Raw genomic sequence first — 15,136 nt, 5'->3', positions numbered from 1 at the left:
GGCGCCGGCCCCACCTGCGACAATTCATCCCCTATGAATCACGCTTATATCCTCACCCTGTCCTGCCCGGACCGTATGGGCATTGTTCATGCCGTGTCCGGCTTCCTGCTGGACAACGGCGGCAATATCGAAGAAGCCGCGCAATACAACGACCACGACACGGGCCTGTTTTTCATGCGGGTGCAGTTCGCCTGCGACAAGCTGGGCCATGAGGAGCTCTCCAGCCGGCTCAAGGCCTTTGCCGGGCCCTTCGGCATGAACTGGAAGCTGCACGCCACCACCCAGCCCATGCGCACCGTCATCATGGTCAGCAAGGAAGGCCACTGCCTCAACGACCTGCTGTTTCGCTGCAAGTCGGGCCTGCTGCCGGTCGACGTGCGCGCCATCGTCTCCAACCACCGCGAGTTCTACCAGCTGGCGGCCAGCTACAACATCCCGTTTCACCACATCCCCGTCACGGCGGCCACCAAGGCCCAGGCCGAGGCCAGGCAGCTGGAGATCATCGAGTCCGAAGGCGCCGAACTTGTGGTGCTGGCGCGCTACATGCAAGTGCTCTCCAACGAGCTGTGCCAGAAGCTCTCGGGCCGCGCCATCAACATCCACCACTCCTTCCTGCCCAGCTTCAAGGGCGCCAAGCCTTATTACCAGGCGCACGACCGCGGCGTGAAGCTGATAGGCGCGACCGCCCACTATGTGACGGCCGACCTCGACGAAGGCCCCATCATCGAGCAGGACGTGGCGCGCGTCGACCACAGCAAGACCGTGGAAGACCTGACAGCCATGGGCCGCGACACCGAAAGCCAGGTGCTGGCGCGCGCCGTCAAATGGCACAGCGAGCACCGGGTGCTGCTCAACGGCCACAAGACCGTCATCTTCAAGTAAGCCCACAGCTTACGTCCCATGACAACGCGATTGCCGCGCCTCCTGTTCAGCAGCGTGCTGCTGTGCCTTTGCCTGGGCACGGCGCACGCCGACAAACTCGACGACGACTTGCAAACAGTTTGGGAAAGCTTGTGGGACGAGCGAGGCACGCCGTGGCAACTGATGCGCTGGGAGCACGAAGTCCGGTATCGCATCTTTGGCGTCGACGCGCCCCGTCACCGGGAACACATCATTCGCGCCCTGGAGGCCGCCGGCCAAGCAACGCGCTTGCGAATGATCAATGTTTCGGACGACGCCGATGGAGAAAAAACCGCCGCATTGCAGATTGAAGTAGCCAATGACAACGACCCCGACCTGCCGGACCATCAAGCGTGCTTTATGCGCCCCCTCCAATGGTCGAATCGTATCTTCAGCAAAGTGCAGATCAGAATGCGATCCCGATCCACATGGAGCTGCACCTTTCATGAAGTCATGCATGCCATGGGCATACCAGGCCATCCGTCCGGCAAAACCGTCTTGAGCTATTTTCCTTACCGCCGCGACACCTTGATGGATCTCGACAAACTGATGCTGGCCGCGTGGTACTCCCCGGCAATGCCACGTGAGGCCACTCCCTTTGAGGCATTGGCGGTGCTCAGCGAAGCGGTGGCGCGGCAAGCCGATCTCGGTCTGCCGCCAGAGGACGCGCGAAAGAAGGCAGAGGCCTTTACCCTCGCCGTTTTCAAGGAAATGGAAGCCTTCGCCTCGGGTCAAGGCGACATCCCCACCATCATCAAACGCTCAGGCAAAGCCAGCGGCACGCATATGGACACTGCCCGGCAACAAATTGGTCTTTTTGTCGGCCGGGCCTACCTGCAGGGAACCATCGTTGCCAAAGACACGTCCCTGGCCGCGCAATGGTTCAAGCGAACGGCTGAGCAAGGGTATGCCGCTGCGCAGATCATGTGGGGCCTGACCCTGGCTCGCGGAACAGGCGTTGAGAGAGACCAGCAAGCTGCCTGTATGTGGTACACCCGGGCGGCTCCGTCATACAGCACCATGAGAAAAACCGAGCTGCGCAGGCTTGAACTCACCCTGTGTCCACCACGCATTGAGCCGGAGATCGCCCAGACCTCCCCGTCGGAATAGGAGGCTGAATCATGAGCAGAATCCCGCCCATTCAATGCCTGCTGACCTTCGAGGCGCTGGCGCGGCTGCGCAGCGTGACGCAGGCGGCCGAAGAGTTGTGCGTCACGCCCAGCGCGGTCAGCCACCGCGTCAAACAACTGGAGCAAATCATCGGCACCAAGCTGTTCGGGCGCGCCGATTTTTCGCTGACCACCGAGGGCAGCGAATACCTGGCCCATGTGCGCGAAGGCCTGGCCACCTTGCAGAAGTTTCCCGGCGCGGCCGGGCAAAGCAGCACGCCCGGCAAGCGCAAGCTGCGCCTGGCGGTGACGCCGACCTTTGCGCGCTCCATCCTGATTCCGCGCCTGCGCCAGTTCACCGATGCCTATCCCGAGATCGACCTGACCTTGCAGGTGTCGATTCCGCTGCTGGACGTGGTGGCCGAGGATGCCGACCTGATCGTGCGCTTCGGCACCGGCCGCTATGCGGACCTCGAACACGTCTGCCTGAGCAAGGACGAAGTCGCGCCGCTGGCCTCGCCGGCTTTTGTGCGCGAGCACGGCCCTTTTGAAGCGGCCGAAGACCTCGAAGGCGAAAGCCTGCTGCGTTCGCCGCTGGAGCCCTGGCGCACCTGGTTTGCCGCCCACAAGCTCGACTGGCCCGAGCCCGCCGACGGCTCCCAGTTCAACGACATAGGCCTGATGTGCGACGCCGCCGCGGCCGGCATGGGCATCGCGCTGATACGCCTCAAGCTGGGCGCGCCCTGGTTGGAGAACGGCTCGCTGGTGCGCCTGGGCAGCAACGCCGTCTTCGCCGGGAATGTCCCCAGCCCGCATGCGCACTACCTGTGCTGGCGCACCGGCACCATGGACCGCTGGGAATGCGCGGCTTTTGCGGACTGGCTGCGCAAAAGCCTGGGCTAGGACCGGCTGGCACTATTTAGCTATTCATGCGAATTGCGAATGGATGGTGAGGAAGTCGCCACTTCGCGCCGCGCCTTGACGGGCTTGGCCCCGCCGGCGTTTTGCGCTTTGCGCCATGCTGTTTTGGCTCGCAACGCACATGACACAAATAGCATTAACAGCTACTGAACAGGCCGCAGCGGCGGCGGCGAGAGGAGCCGCGCCGGCAGGTGACATCCGGATCGCTCAGGGTTAGAGTGGGGTCGGTTGCGGCCGGGCAAGTGTCAGCTTGTTCCGGCTTCAGCCTCAAACAAGCCTAAAAACCAACCATCTCGCGAGGGGATTTCCATGAAGAAGAACCAGTTCAGCGCCAGCGTAGCCGGCATCGTTTTGTCCATGCTTGCCATGTCGCCCTTGGCCCATGCCGAGGGCAAGCCCGCGGCCAAGTCCGTCAAGCCCGGCACCTTTTGCACCATCCAGGACGCCAAGGCCTGCCAAGACGCCGTGACGCCCGCTCAAATCCTGTCGCGCTTCAAGGCCGGCAATACGCGCTTTGTCTCCGGCAAGCCGCGCCACCAAAACTATCTCAAGGAAATGAAGGCCACGGCGGACGGCCAGTTCCCGCTGGCCAGCGTGGTGTCCTGCATAGACTCGCGCGCACCGGCCGAAATCGTGTTCGACCAGGGCATAGGCGACCTCTTCAACGCACGCGTGGCCGGCAACATCGTCAATGAAGACATCCTGGGCAGCCTGGAATTCGCGCACAAGGTCGTGGGCGCCAAGCTGCTGGTGGTGATGGGCCACACCAGCTGCGGCGCCATCAAGGGCGCGTGTGACGATGCCCAGCTGGGCAACCTGACCGGCCTGATCGGCAAGATCAAACCGGCCGCAAACCTGGTCTCCGCCGACATCAAGGACCGCACTTCCAAGAATTACGCCTTTGTCGAGATGGTGGCCGAGAGCAATGTACGCCTCACGGTGGAGACCATCCGCGAGAAAAGCCCCATCCTGCGCGAGATGGAGCAAAAGGGCGAGATCATGATCGTGGGCGCCATGTACGACGTGAAGACCGGCAAGGTGAAGTTCTATGACACGCCGGGCGCCAGCAAGGCCCCTGGCACGAAGTCCTGAGAACCTCCTGAATGGCTGGACGGGTTCATGGCCCAGCGCCAGCTCACCGTCGCCTTGACGCTGCAGGCGCCCATCCCGCTGCCCGGTGCAGCCGGCATGGGCGCGGCGTTGGACCGCATCAAGCTGAGGCACTTCACAGCCGTAACTGAATGTTAGACTCGCGCGATTCCAACAAATAAGCCGGGGGAGTTGATGCGGGTTTTTCGACTGCTTGTCATTGCTGTGGCCGTTTTTCTCACCGGTTGTGCGGCCACCGGCCCCCAGTATGCCGAGGTGGAGGCCAGCTTCCCTACCCTGCGCTCGGGTGATGCGCGCCTGGTGGTTTACCGCTCGGGAGGTCTCGGGATGGCGGTCCAGCCAGACATCAAACTCAATGGCGAAGTTGTCGGCAAGTCTCAACCCGAAGGTTTTTTCTTTGTTGACCGCGCAGCAGGTAAATACACGGTCAGCGCTCGCACTGAAATCGAGACGAGCCTGGACGTTGACCTGGAGGACGGTCGCACAACCTATGTGCAGACCGGCATCACGATGGGCCTCTTTGTGGGTCACCCCGTTTTCGGCCTTCAAAGCGAAAGCACGGCGATAAAACACCTGTCTCGCCTGGCTTATACCGGTGGAATTCCACTCGTGCCTGGCACACCGCGTGCCAGTTCCTCGAACAGCATCACAGGGCGCGGCACCGACGAACGAACCCGCACATCCGGCCCCGTGACGCTCGACGATTTGAGCGGCCTGCTGCCTCCCGCACGATAAACCGAACCCGCCACGAGGTGCACCGTGAGACTTCAATTCATGCTTCGCGGCATCGGCCTGTTGCTAGTTGGTTGCAATGCCCTTGCGCAAAATGCAACGCCGAGCCCTGAACAGCTCTTCGAGCGCCTGTCACCCAGTATCTGGGTTGTCAGAACCTTTGATGACACGGGAAGGCAGATTGCCACAGGCAGCGCGGTGGTCATTCAAGCCGGCTCGCTCATCACCAATTGCCATGTGCTGATCAAGGCGCGCAAGGTTTCGGTGACACGCGAAAACGTGGCTTACGGCGCCACCCTGCAGTACGCAGACCCCGCGCGCGACCTGTGCCAGCTTAAGGTGGCAAATTTCAACGCACCGCCGGTCATCATCGCTACGGAGACACCGAAAGTTGGCTCCCGGGTCTATGCCATTGGAAATCCACGCGGGATGGAAATGACGATCAGCGATGGTCTTCTGTCTGGAATCCGCCGTGCAGACGACGATGAGTTCATCGTGCTGCAAATCACAGTACCCATTTCGCCGGGTTCCAGCGGCGGCGGCCTTTTCGACGCGCAGGGCCGTCTGATTGGCATCACGACCCTGATCCGTCGCGATGCACAGAACCTGAACTTCGCCTTCCCGGCCGCGTGGATTGCCGAAGTCCCCGCGCGCTCGGCGGCAGCGCTGGCCGCTCGCAATGAACGCAAAACCGCCGCGACCAACCAGGCGGGAAATGCGCAAGTCTTCGAATACCGGTTGCGCGATCGAACCACCGGATTGACGCAGAACATCAGGTACCGGCTGGAACGCATGGACGGAGACCAGCTGATCTTCAACCAGGGGAGCCGGGTGGAGCGGGCCGGCGGCGAGGTTGTCACGCTCACCAGCGCCATTGCAGGGGAATATGAATTGGCCATGCCGCCGCGCGGCTGGATCACCAAAACACCGGAGCCCGGGCAGACATGGCAGCTTCAGTACGAAACGCGGATGCAAAACCAGCGAATCGGAATGAACGTCACTGCCCGCGCAACGGATGAGTCGACCATGCGCATCGGTGAGCGCGAGTTTCGCATCATGCGGGTCGAGTTCACCGGGTTTACGGAACGCAACAGGGTTAGCGCGGTGTACACCGCCAATGCGTGGTACGCGCCTGAACTTGGCCGTGTCGTGCGATTTGATGCCAAAACGCGCGGAGGAACCGGCATCTACTTCTTTCTTGTCGACGAAGCCCTGGAACTGTTCGACATCCGCAAGGAGTGACTGAAGGGCGAGGTGCGGCGCATTGGGCATGATGGGTCGCTGAAAAAGGAAAATTTTTGCCCAACGGCTGAAAAACTTGTCCCGCAAGCGTTTTCACAAAACACCCTCATTTTCTTCACGCCGCCAGCCCCGGCTTTGCATTAAAGTGCCTTCATCACCGGCGAGAACCGGTTTTATTCCCGAAGGCCATCCATGAACGCACCCACTGAAGCCTGGCAACAGCACCCGCTTGAACGCCGTGAACGCCAGGTCCAGGTCGTGCGCGCGCTGCAGGCGGTGCTGCCGGCCCACGCCCTGCTCTGGAACAGCGAGGACACCACACCTTACGAATGTGACGGCCTGACCGCCTACCGCCAGCGGCCGCTGGTGGTGGCCCTGCCTGAAACCTATGCGCAGGTGCAAGCCGTGCTCAAGGCCTGCCATGCGCTGGACGTGCCGGTGGTCGCGCGTGGCGCCGGCACCGGGCTTTCCGGCGGCGCCATGCCGCACAAGCTGGGCGTCACGCTGTCGCTGGCCAAGTTCAACAAAATCCTGAAGCTCGACGCCGCCAGCCGCACGGCCGTGGTGCAGGGCGGCGTGCGCAACCTCGCGATCTCCGAGGCGGCCGCGCCGCTGGGCCTGTATTACGCGCCAGACCCCTCCAGCCAGATCGCCTGCACCATAGGCGGCAACGTCGCCGAAAACTCGGGCGGCGTGCACTGCCTCAAGTACGGGCTGACGGTGCACAACGTGCTCAAGGTCAAGGGCTTCACGATTGAAGGCGAGGAGGTCGAGTTCGGCGGCGACGCGCTCAATTCCCCCGGCTTCGATTTGCTGAGCATCATCATCGGCAGCGAAGGCATGCTGGCCGTGACCACCGAAGTCACCGTGAAGCTGGTGCCCAAGCCCCGGCTGGCGCGCTGCATCATGGCCAGCTTTGACGACCTGCGCAAGGCCGGTGACGCCGTGGCCGCCGTGATTGCCGCCGGCATCATTCCCGCCGGGCTGGAAATGATGGACAAGCCCATGACGGCCGCCGTGGAGGATTTTGTGCACGCCGGCTACGACCTCAGCGCCGAAGCAATCTTGCTGTGCGAAAGCGACGGCACGCCCGAGGAGGTCGAAGAAGAGATAGGCCGCATGAGCGAAGTGCTGCGCCGCTGCGGCGCGACCGCCATCGCCGTGAGCCGTGACGAGGCCGAACGCCTGCGCTTCTGGAGCGGCCGCAAGAACGCCTTCCCGGCCTCGGGCCGCATCAGCCCCGACTACATGTGCATGGACTCGACGATTCCACGCAAGCGCCTGGCGGACATCCTGCTCGCGATCGCGGAGATGGAAAAGAAATACCGGCTGCGCTGCGCCAATGTGTTTCACGCGGGCGACGGCAACCTGCACCCCTTGATTCTGTTTGACGCCAACGACCCCGACCAGTTGCACCGCTGCGAGCTCTTCGGCGCCGACATCCTGGAGACCAGCGTCGCCATGGGCGGCACGGTGACGGGCGAGCACGGCGTGGGTGTGGAAAAACTCAACTCCATGTGCGTGCAGTTCTCCGCCGAGGAGAACGAGCAGATGTTCGGCGTCAAACGCGCCTTCGACAGCAAGGGTTTGCTCAATCCGGGCAAGGTGATCCCCACGCTGAACCGCTGCGCCGAATACGGAAAAATGCTGGTGCGCGCCGGGCAGATCAAGCATCCTGATTTGCCGCGTTTCTAAACAAGGCAAGGGCTGCCAGATGGGGATCACGTAGACTGCGCGAAAAACCCCGGGGCAAGGTCATGCACACAACACGGTCCAGCGGCGCCAGCACTTCTCTCACCACACCTGGACGGCTTCTTTGCGGTCTCGCAGGCGTCTTGCTTGCATGGCTTCCGCAATCGGGGCTTTGCCTGGAGCAAGGCCCTGCACTGCCCAAGCTCGAGCCTTTCGACAAGGCCGTGCAGGAGGTCATGAGGAAACACGACATTCCCGGTGCCAGCCTGGCCGTGGCCAAGGACGGCAGGTTGCTGCTCGCCAAAGGCTACGGTTATGCCGACAAGGACAGGCAGGAGGCCATGACGCCGCAAACCCTCACCCGCATGGGCAGCATCAACAAGACCTTGACGGCGGTCATGGTGCTCAAGCTCGCGGAGGACGGGAAACTGAAGCTGGACGACCCGGTGCTGCCCCTGTTCGAGAAAGCCGGGATAGCCCCCGCTTCGCCCGCCGACCCGCGCGCGAAGGACATCCGCATACGCCACCTGTTGCAGCATTCCGGCGGGTTTGACCGGGAGCGCTCGGGTGACCCGTTCTTCCAGCCGCGGCTCAGGGAAATTTCTCGCCGGCAAGGTGTCTCGCCCGTCAGCTGCGACGCCATCATCCGCGATTCGCTGCAGGAGAAACTGGACTTCACGCCCGGCGAGCGCTTCGCCTATTCGAACACCGGCTACTGCATGCTGGGGAGAGTGGTGGAGATCGTCACCGGCGAGTCCTACCGGGCTTTCAGCAGCCGGGAGTTTCTGCAGACCGTCATCGGCAAAGGTTTTCAGGCCGCCAGCAGCACCGAAAGCCGGCCCGGCGAGACCAAGTACTACCCCTTTCCCGGCGAACCGCTGCAGCGCGGCGCGCCCGGCGTCTCGAACGCGAACGTGCCCAGCCCCTATGGTTCCTATTCGGTCGAAAACATGGATGCCCTGGGTGCATGGCTTGCCACGCCGACAGAGGTCCTGAAATTTTTCCTGGCAATAGACGGCACCCGGGGAAAGCGCCTGCTCAATGAAGAGTCCCTGCGGGCCATGCGCAGCGAGCCTGTGCTGGCCAAAGAAGTCAACCCGCGCGCCTTTTATGGGGCGGGCATCCACGTAGTCAGAAGCGACAAGGGCGACAACTGGTGGCACACGGGCAGCCAGCCGGGCCTGCAAACCCTGGCGCTCAGGACCCGGCAGGGTTATGCCTGGGTGGTGGCTTTCAACTCCAGGCCGGAACATGCCGAGCGCCGCGCCTTCTTCAAGGACATCGACCAGGCGCTGTGGGGCGCGGCCAATGCGGTGAAGGAATGGCCGCAAGGAGACCTGTTTGCCAACAACCCCTAAAGGCTTGACGCGATGACAGCCCTGCGCGGATTGGCCTGGTTACTGGTTTTTCAATCCATGGGGGAACTGCTGTCGCGCGGCTTTTCCCTGCCCTTTCCGGGACCGGTAATCGGCATGGTTTTGCTGTTGATTGGCCTGCGTTCAGAGCTGGTGCGAGGCCCTGTGTCAGTGTGCGCAGACTTTCTGCTCTCGCACCTTTCGTTACTCTTTGTACCCGTCGGCGTGGGCGTCATGACCCATCTTTCGCTGGTCAGCGAGTACGGCGCGCGCATTTTGCTGGCCCTGGTGGTGTCCACTTTGGCGGGTTTGCTGGTCACCGTGCTGACGCTGCACCTGCTGCGGGACAGCGGCGACACCGCACCCGGGGAGTCGCCGGATGCCTAAATTCGTGGAGTTGTGGGTTTACCTGTCGGCCACGCCGCTGTTCGGCCTGACAGCCACGCTGGTGGTTTATGTGCTGGCGCAAACGGTGTATGCCCGCCTGGGGCAAGCGCCCTGGGCCAACCCGGTGCTCTGGACGGTGGTGTGCCTGGCCGGCGCGCTGCTGGCCACCGGCGTGCCCTACCCCACCTATTTCGCGGGCGCGCAGTTCATCCATTTCCTGCTTGGGCCTGCGGTGGTGGCGCTGGCCTGGCCGCTGTGGTTGCGGCGCGAGGAGTTGCGACGGCGCTGGGGCCGGCTGCTGCTGGCCGCGCTGGCCGGCGGCATCGCGGCCAGCGGCTCCGCCTTGCTGATGGGCTGGACGCTGGGCCTGCCTTGGGAAGTGACCTTGTCGCTCGCGCCCAAATCGGTCACCGCGCCGGTGGCCATGGGCATTGCCGAAAAGATAGGCGGCATCCCGGCGCTGGCGGCCGTGTTCGCGGTGATCACCGGCCTGGTGGGCGCGCTCAGCGGCAAATACCTGTTTGACGCGCTGCGCATTCCACGCAGCCCCGAAGGCTGGGCCGCGCGCGGTTTTGCGCTGGGAACAACCTCCCACGGCCTGGGCGCGGCGCGCGCGCTGCAGGTCAATGCCGATGCGGGCGCCTATGCCGGGCTGGCGCTGGGCCTGCAGGTGGTGCTGGCCTCCGCGCTGATACCGCTGGCGTTTCGCTTTTTCTAGGACGAACGCAGAAATGCCGCATCACTTCCCGCCGTGAACGGCAAGGCGGTGATGTGGCTTTTCGATGGCGCGGCTGAACCGCGCCTGTTTGTTGCTTTAGAAGTCTCCTACACCGCCTGCAAACCCGGCTTCACCACGCTGGCGGGTTTTGCCGCAGCCAGTGCACCGAACAAAATCTCGCCCGAAAGCTGGCCGCCTTCTTCAATCACCAGCTTGCCGTAGCGGATGATGCCCGTCACCTTGCCGGTCGAATAAATCACCAGCTTCTGGCGCACCGTGAGGTTGCCGTTGAACTCGCCGCGGATTTCCGCCACGTCGATTTCCGCCGAGCCCTTGAAGGCGCCCTGCTCGGAGATCTGGATCACGCGGGAATCCATGGTGGCTTCCACCAGGCCTTCGACGACGAGGGTGTCGCAGTCGGTGATCTCCACGCCCTTGAGCTTGATGTTGGGCCCCACCGTCAGCTTGCTGCCGCCTTCCTTGGTGGCAGTGGTGGAAGGCGAGGCTTCGTTCACAGGTTTGGCGGCATTGTTCTGCTGGCCGGACAGCGGGGCCGAATGCAGCGTGCTGGCCGAGCCGCTGTTGCTGTAGCCGTTTCCGGGGCTGTTTCGCAGGCCCGTCGGTGTCTCGTTTTCTCGCTTGCCAAAGAACGGTGTTGCCATGTGAGTTCCTTCAAAAAAGAAGGCATGGTACGTCTGCGAAAAATTAAAAGCTTGAGCAGCATGCAAGAGAGGTAACGAAATTAATTCTTACATTCAGCAGCGGCGGCACCAAGTGTGTAGCATGTAGCGCAGCATGAGCACCGACAGCGAGCTTCACCACTTCACGCTTTTTGCCACCGCCATCGGGCGGTGCGCACTGGTGTGGAACGAACACGGCATCGCCGCCGTGCGCCTGCCCGAGCAGACCGACGGCCGCATGCTGTCGCGCCTGCACGGGCGATTCCCGCAACTGGAAGCCGGCACGCCACCAACGGCCGCGCAGCAGGCCATTGACGCCATGGTGGCCCTGCTGGAAGGCGAAGCGCGCGACCTGCGCTTTTGCGCGCTGGACTTGCGCCGCGAGACACCCTTCCACCGGCGCGTGTACGAAGCCGCGCAGGACATCCCGCCCGGCAAGACCAAGACCTATGGCGAAATCGCGGCGCTGCTGGGCGAACCCGGTGCGGCGCGCGCCGTGGGGCAGGCGCTGGGCCACAACCCCTTTCCCATCATCGTGCCCTGCCACCGCGTGCTGGCTTCGGGCGCGCGTTCGGGCGGCTTCTCGGCACCGGGCGGCGTCTCGACCAAGCTGCGCATGCTGCTGATCGAGGGCGCCCAAATCGGCGGCGAGCCCGGCCTGTTCGACCGCGAGCCCCCGCTTTCCACACACTGATTTTTTGCTTCACACGGAACATCAACACCCATGCCCTCCACACCCCTGTCCACATCACCCTCCATCCGCCTGTACTCGGCCTCCCTCAGCATGTTCGGCGCCAAGGTGCAGATCGCCGCATTTGAAAAAGGCATACCTCTTGATATCGTCATGGTGCCCTTCACGCAGACCGAGGGCTACTCGCCCAAGCACCCGGAGGTCGTGCGCATCAACCCCAAGAAGCAGGTCCCGGTGCTGATCAACGGCGACCTTGAGCTGTTCGATTCAACGCAGATCCTGGAGTACCTGGAGGACCTGAAACCCGAACCGGCGCTCTGGCCCGCCGACATCGCCGCCCGTGCGCGCGCACGCCAGATGGAACACATGTCGGATGAGGTTTACTTTCCCCACATCATCCGGCTCATGGGCCTGCAGCACGACCTGAAGGACCCGCAAGCCGTCGCGGCGATCGAAGGCGCGCGCGACTTTTACGCACGGCTTGAAAAGCGCCTGCAGGGCCGCGAGTTCATCATGGAAAGTTTTTCCTTTGCCGATATCGCGCTCTATATGGCAATGCTGTTCGGCGAACGCCAGGGCGCTCCCCTCACACCGGCCACGCCACTGTTGCTGGCCTGGCGGGACAGGATGAGCGCGCGGCCTTCGGTGCGTAGCGTGGTGGTCCCCATGGCGCAATACCTGCTGTCCATCGGCTGGCCTTTGCCTGCCTTCATGGCAAAAATGCTGCAGGGCGACTGAGCTTCAGGCCTGGCGGCAGAGGGGCTGCTGCAAATGAGCCATGCAAAAACCGCTGCTTTGGCGCAAACTGGCGGCCCGGCCACGCTACAACTCCCTCCCAATAGGCGGGCCGGCAAAACAAGGAGTCCGCCATGCCCCGCCATACCCCCATAGAGCGCTACCGCAATATCGGCATCAGCGCGCACATCGACGCCGGCAAGACCACCACGACCGAGCGCATCCTGTTTTACACGGGCGTGAACTACAAGATAGGCGAGGTCCATGAGGGCACGGCCACCATGGACTGGATGGAGCAGGAACAGGAGCGCGGCATCACCATCACCTCGGCCGCGACCACGGCCTTCTGGAAAGGCATGGCCGGCAACTACCCCGAGCACCGCATCAACATCATCGACACGCCGGGCCACGTGGACTTCACCATTGAGGTCGAGCGCTCCATGCGGGTGCTCGACGGCGCCGTGATGGTCTACGACGCCGTGGGCGGCGTGCAGCCGCAGTCGGAAACCGTCTGGCGCCAGGCCAACAAGTACAAGGTGCCGCGCCTGGCCTTCGTCAACAAGATGGACCGCGTGGGCGCCGACTTTTTCCGCGTGCAGCGCCAGATCAGCGAGCGCCTCAAAGGCGTGGCCGTACCGGTGCAGATCCCGGTGGGCGCGGAAGAGCACTTCCAGGGCGTGGTGGACCTCGTCAAGATGAAGGCCATCATCTGGGACGACACCAGCCAGGGCGTGCACTTCGAGTACGGCGACATCCCTGCGGAGCTGCTGGAAACCGCCAACGAATGGCGCACAAAAATGATCGAGGCGGCCGCCGAGGCCAATGACGACCTCCTGAACAAATACCTGGCGGGCGAGCCCCTGAGCGAGGATGAGATCAAGCAGGGCCTGCGCCAGCGCACCATCGCCAACGAGATCGTGCCCATGCTCTGCGGCAGCGCCTTCAAGAACAAGGGCGTGCAGGCCATGCTGGACGCGGTGATCGACTACATGCCCTCGCCGGCGGACGTTCCCGCCATCCTGGGCCACACCGAGGACGACGGCGAGGCCGAGCGGCATCCCAAGGACGACGAGCCCTTCTCGGCGCTGGCCTTCAAGATCATGACCGACCCTTACGTCGGCCAGCTGATTTTCTTCCGCGTGTATTCCGGCGTGATCAGCGCGGGCGACTCGGTCTACAACCCGGTCAAGGGCAAGCGCGAACGCCTGGGCCGCATTTTGCAAATGCACGCCAATGAACGCAACGAGGTCAAGGAAGTGCGCGCCGGCGACATCGCCGCGGCCGTCGGCCTCAAGGACGCGACCACCGGCGACACGCTGTGCGACCCGGCCCACGTGATCATCCTTGAGAAGATGGTGTTCCCCGAACCGGTGATCTCGCAGGCGGTGGAGCCCAAGACCCAGGCCGACCAGGAAAAAATGGGCATCGCGCTGAACCGCCTGGCGCAGGAGGACCCGTCATTTCGCGTGCACACCGACGAGGAGTCGGGCCAGACCATCATCTCGGGCATGGGCGAGCTGCACCTGGAAATCCTGGTGGACCGCATGAAGCGCGAGTTCAGCGTCGAGGCCAACGTCGGCAAGCCGCAGGTGGCCTACCGCGAAACCATCAAGCAGGCGGTCAATGACGTCGAGGGCAAGTTCATCAAGCAGTCGGGCGGGCGCGGGCAGTACGGCCACGCGGTGCTCAACCTGGAGCCCCAGCCCTCGGGCAAGGGCTATGAGTTCGTCGACGCCATCAAGGGCGGCGTGATCCCGCGCGAATACATTCCCGCCGTCAACAAGGGCATACAGGAAACGCTCAAGGCCGGCGTGCTCGCGGGCTACCCGGTGGTGGACGTGAAGGCCACGCTGGTGTTCGGCTCCTACCACGACGTGGACTCCAACGAAAACGCCTTCCGCATGGCCGGTTCCCTGGCCTTCAAGGAAGCCATGCGCCGCGCCAAGCCGGTGCTGCTGGAGCCGGTGATGGCCGTGGAGGTGGAAACGCCCGAGGACTTCATGGGCAATGTGATGGGCGACCTCTCGTCGCGGCGCGGCATGGTGCAGGGCATGGAAGACATCGCGGGCGGCGGCGGCAAGCTGGTGCGCGCCGAGGTGCCGCTGTCGGAAATGTTCGGCTACTCCACCACCCTGCGCTCGCTGACCCAGGGCCGCGCGACCTACACCATGGAGTTCAAGCGCTACGCCGAGACCACCTCCGACGTGGCCGCGGCCATCATGCGCGGCAAAGGCGGCTGACGGGAGGACCGTGCGGGCCCCGGGGGGGCAAAGACATCTACGCCCTCAGGGTCTGCCGGCGCCCGTTGCGTATTTCCGCCGGAGTTCTACACTGAAATTCCCTTGGCTTCACTTGCGGAGGTTGTCATGGATACCCTCAATCGTTGGCAGGACAGGCTGGAGATTTTCGCGGGACTCTGGCTGTGCATCGCGCCATGGGCGCTGGCGCTGCCCGCGGCGGCGGCATGGTGCTCGGTGGTCGTGGGCGTGTCCGTCATCGTCCTCGCATCGCAAGATCTCTTCCTGCCCAACCACATGGACGACTGGGCCAACGTCCTGCTCGGCGTGGGCCTGATGATCTCGCCCTGGGTCTGGGGCTACAGCGGGCACGACAACGCCCTGCTCAATGCGCTGCTCATGGGCTTGCTGGTGACCCTGACCTCGGGCTGGGCCCTGGAGCGCGTGCTCTATGACAAGTTCAAGGTCTGGAGATCGCATCACCACGCTCATTGAGGCCCTGGTGTCCCTAGGGCATTGACGGGCCGCACCGGCTTGCGCGCCTGTGCTCTCTGCATAGGCTTGCTGGCCGGGGGTTGCCCGGCGGCAACTCACTTTTCTTTTGCTTCGCCAAAAGGCGCGCTATGC

General features: G+C 63.4%; 16 protein-coding genes. 15 read left to right on the top strand and 1 reads right to left on the bottom strand.

The window, feature by feature from the left end; translation table 11 throughout:
* Positions 1–33 precede the first annotated feature (33 nt).
* From purU to PMI15_RS12530, 11 genes are all read left to right on the top strand, one after another.
* Positions 34–882: a formyltetrahydrofolate deformylase gene (gene purU / locus PMI15_RS12575; protein ID WP_007869138.1), complete on the top strand. Its 849-nt coding sequence runs from the start codon at positions 34–36 to the stop codon at positions 880–882.
* 18 nt (positions 883–900) lie between these two features.
* Positions 901–2,010: a tetratricopeptide repeat protein gene (locus PMI15_RS12570; RefSeq protein ID WP_007869135.1), complete on the top strand. Its 1,110-nt coding sequence runs from the start codon at positions 901–903 to the stop codon at positions 2,008–2,010.
* A gap of 11 nt (positions 2,011–2,021) precedes the next feature.
* The gene (locus PMI15_RS12565) at positions 2,022–2,912 is read left to right on the top strand and encodes a LysR substrate-binding domain-containing protein (RefSeq protein ID WP_007869134.1); all 891 of its coding nucleotides are present in this window, start codon (positions 2,022–2,024) and stop codon (positions 2,910–2,912) included.
* 327 nt (positions 2,913–3,239) lie between these two features.
* A complete protein-coding gene (locus PMI15_RS12560) occupies positions 3,240–4,022 on the top strand; it encodes a carbonic anhydrase family protein (RefSeq protein ID WP_007869133.1) in 783 nt (260 codons plus the stop codon).
* 27 nt (positions 4,023–4,049) lie between these two features.
* On the top strand, positions 4,050–4,178 hold the full coding sequence (locus PMI15_RS25435; RefSeq protein ID WP_007869132.1) for a hypothetical protein: 129 nt from the start codon (positions 4,050–4,052) through the stop codon (positions 4,176–4,178).
* A gap of 36 nt (positions 4,179–4,214) precedes the next feature.
* A complete protein-coding gene (locus tag PMI15_RS12555; protein ID WP_007869130.1) occupies positions 4,215–4,775 on the top strand; it encodes a DUF2846 domain-containing protein in 561 nt (186 codons plus the stop codon).
* Positions 4,776–4,814: 39 nt separating this feature from the next.
* Positions 4,815–6,014, top strand: a complete 1,200-nt coding sequence (locus tag PMI15_RS12550) for a S1C family serine protease (protein WP_007869127.1) — start codon at positions 4,815–4,817, stop codon at positions 6,012–6,014.
* A gap of 192 nt (positions 6,015–6,206) precedes the next feature.
* Entirely contained in the window at positions 6,207–7,709 is a 1,503-nt protein-coding gene (locus PMI15_RS12545) for an FAD-linked oxidase C-terminal domain-containing protein (protein ID WP_007869125.1), read from the top strand.
* 140 nt (positions 7,710–7,849) lie between these two features.
* A complete protein-coding gene (locus PMI15_RS12540) occupies positions 7,850–9,064 on the top strand; it encodes a serine hydrolase (protein WP_036838792.1) in 1,215 nt (404 codons plus the stop codon).
* Between the two features lie 12 nt (positions 9,065–9,076).
* Positions 9,077–9,448, top strand: a complete 372-nt coding sequence (locus PMI15_RS12535; protein ID WP_007869118.1) for a CidA/LrgA family protein — start codon at positions 9,077–9,079, stop codon at positions 9,446–9,448.
* A complete protein-coding gene (locus PMI15_RS12530) occupies positions 9,441–10,166 on the top strand; it encodes an LrgB family protein (protein WP_007869117.1) in 726 nt (241 codons plus the stop codon). The genes PMI15_RS12535 and PMI15_RS12530 overlap by 8 nt, the downstream gene beginning before the upstream one ends.
* Before the next feature lie 107 nt (positions 10,167–10,273).
* Here PMI15_RS12530 and PMI15_RS12525 read toward each other — a convergent pair whose 3' ends face one another.
* Entirely contained in the window at positions 10,274–10,828 is a 555-nt protein-coding gene (locus PMI15_RS12525) for a polymer-forming cytoskeletal protein (protein WP_007869116.1), read from the bottom strand.
* A gap of 133 nt (positions 10,829–10,961) precedes the next feature.
* Between PMI15_RS12525 and PMI15_RS25480 the strand changes: the two genes are divergently transcribed.
* The 4 genes from PMI15_RS25480 (at position 10,962) to PMI15_RS12505 (ending at position 15,004) form a co-directional block, all read left to right on the top strand.
* The gene (locus tag PMI15_RS25480) at positions 10,962–11,540 is read left to right on the top strand and encodes a methylated-DNA--[protein]-cysteine S-methyltransferase (RefSeq protein ID WP_007869115.1); all 579 of its coding nucleotides are present in this window, start codon (positions 10,962–10,964) and stop codon (positions 11,538–11,540) included.
* A gap of 30 nt (positions 11,541–11,570) precedes the next feature.
* Positions 11,571–12,275 carry a glutathione S-transferase family protein gene (locus PMI15_RS12515; RefSeq protein ID WP_007869114.1) on the top strand — a complete coding sequence of 235 codons (705 nt, stop codon included), beginning with the start codon at positions 11,571–11,573 and terminating at the stop codon, positions 12,273–12,275.
* A 131-nt stretch (positions 12,276–12,406) separates the two neighbouring features.
* Positions 12,407–14,512: an elongation factor G gene (fusA, locus tag PMI15_RS12510; RefSeq protein ID WP_007869113.1), complete on the top strand. Its 2,106-nt coding sequence runs from the start codon at positions 12,407–12,409 to the stop codon at positions 14,510–14,512.
* A 126-nt stretch (positions 14,513–14,638) separates the two neighbouring features.
* Positions 14,639–15,004: an SPW repeat protein gene (locus PMI15_RS12505; protein ID WP_007869112.1), complete on the top strand. Its 366-nt coding sequence runs from the start codon at positions 14,639–14,641 to the stop codon at positions 15,002–15,004.
* The last annotated feature ends 132 nt before the right edge of the window (positions 15,005–15,136 follow it).

The sequence above is a fragment of the Polaromonas sp. CF318 genome, from assembly GCF_000282655.1.
In the GTDB taxonomy this organism is placed as follows: domain Bacteria; phylum Pseudomonadota; class Gammaproteobacteria; order Burkholderiales; family Burkholderiaceae_C; genus Polaromonas.
Note: the sequence above shows the minus strand (reverse complement) of the source record. Positions and strands in the feature narration are given on the sequence as shown.

Coding starts and splice junctions, on each gene's coding strand:
- purU (WP_007869138.1), top strand. CDS start 34: ATGAATCACGCTTATATCCTCACCCTGTCCTGCCCGGACCGTATGGGC.
- PMI15_RS12570 (WP_007869135.1), top strand. CDS start 901: ATGACAACGCGATTGCCGCGCCTCCTGTTCAGCAGCGTGCTGCTGTGC.
- PMI15_RS12565 (WP_007869134.1), top strand. CDS start 2,022: ATGAGCAGAATCCCGCCCATTCAATGCCTGCTGACCTTCGAGGCGCTG.
- PMI15_RS12560 (WP_007869133.1), top strand. CDS start 3,240: ATGAAGAAGAACCAGTTCAGCGCCAGCGTAGCCGGCATCGTTTTGTCC.
- PMI15_RS25435 (WP_007869132.1), top strand. CDS start 4,050: ATGGCCCAGCGCCAGCTCACCGTCGCCTTGACGCTGCAGGCGCCCATC.
- PMI15_RS12555 (WP_007869130.1), top strand. CDS start 4,215: ATGCGGGTTTTTCGACTGCTTGTCATTGCTGTGGCCGTTTTTCTCACC.
- PMI15_RS12550 (WP_007869127.1), top strand. CDS start 4,815: ATGCTTCGCGGCATCGGCCTGTTGCTAGTTGGTTGCAATGCCCTTGCG.
- PMI15_RS12545 (WP_007869125.1), top strand. CDS start 6,207: ATGAACGCACCCACTGAAGCCTGGCAACAGCACCCGCTTGAACGCCGT.
- PMI15_RS12535 (WP_007869118.1), top strand. CDS start 9,077: ATGACAGCCCTGCGCGGATTGGCCTGGTTACTGGTTTTTCAATCCATG.
- PMI15_RS12530 (WP_007869117.1), top strand. CDS start 9,441: ATGCCTAAATTCGTGGAGTTGTGGGTTTACCTGTCGGCCACGCCGCTG.
- PMI15_RS12525 (WP_007869116.1), bottom strand. CDS start 10,828: ATGGCAACACCGTTCTTTGGCAAGCGAGAAAACGAGACACCGACGGGC.
- PMI15_RS25480 (WP_007869115.1), top strand. CDS start 10,962: ATGAGCACCGACAGCGAGCTTCACCACTTCACGCTTTTTGCCACCGCC.
- PMI15_RS12515 (WP_007869114.1), top strand. CDS start 11,571: ATGCCCTCCACACCCCTGTCCACATCACCCTCCATCCGCCTGTACTCG.
- fusA (WP_007869113.1), top strand. CDS start 12,407: ATGCCCCGCCATACCCCCATAGAGCGCTACCGCAATATCGGCATCAGC.
- PMI15_RS12505 (WP_007869112.1), top strand. CDS start 14,639: ATGGATACCCTCAATCGTTGGCAGGACAGGCTGGAGATTTTCGCGGGA.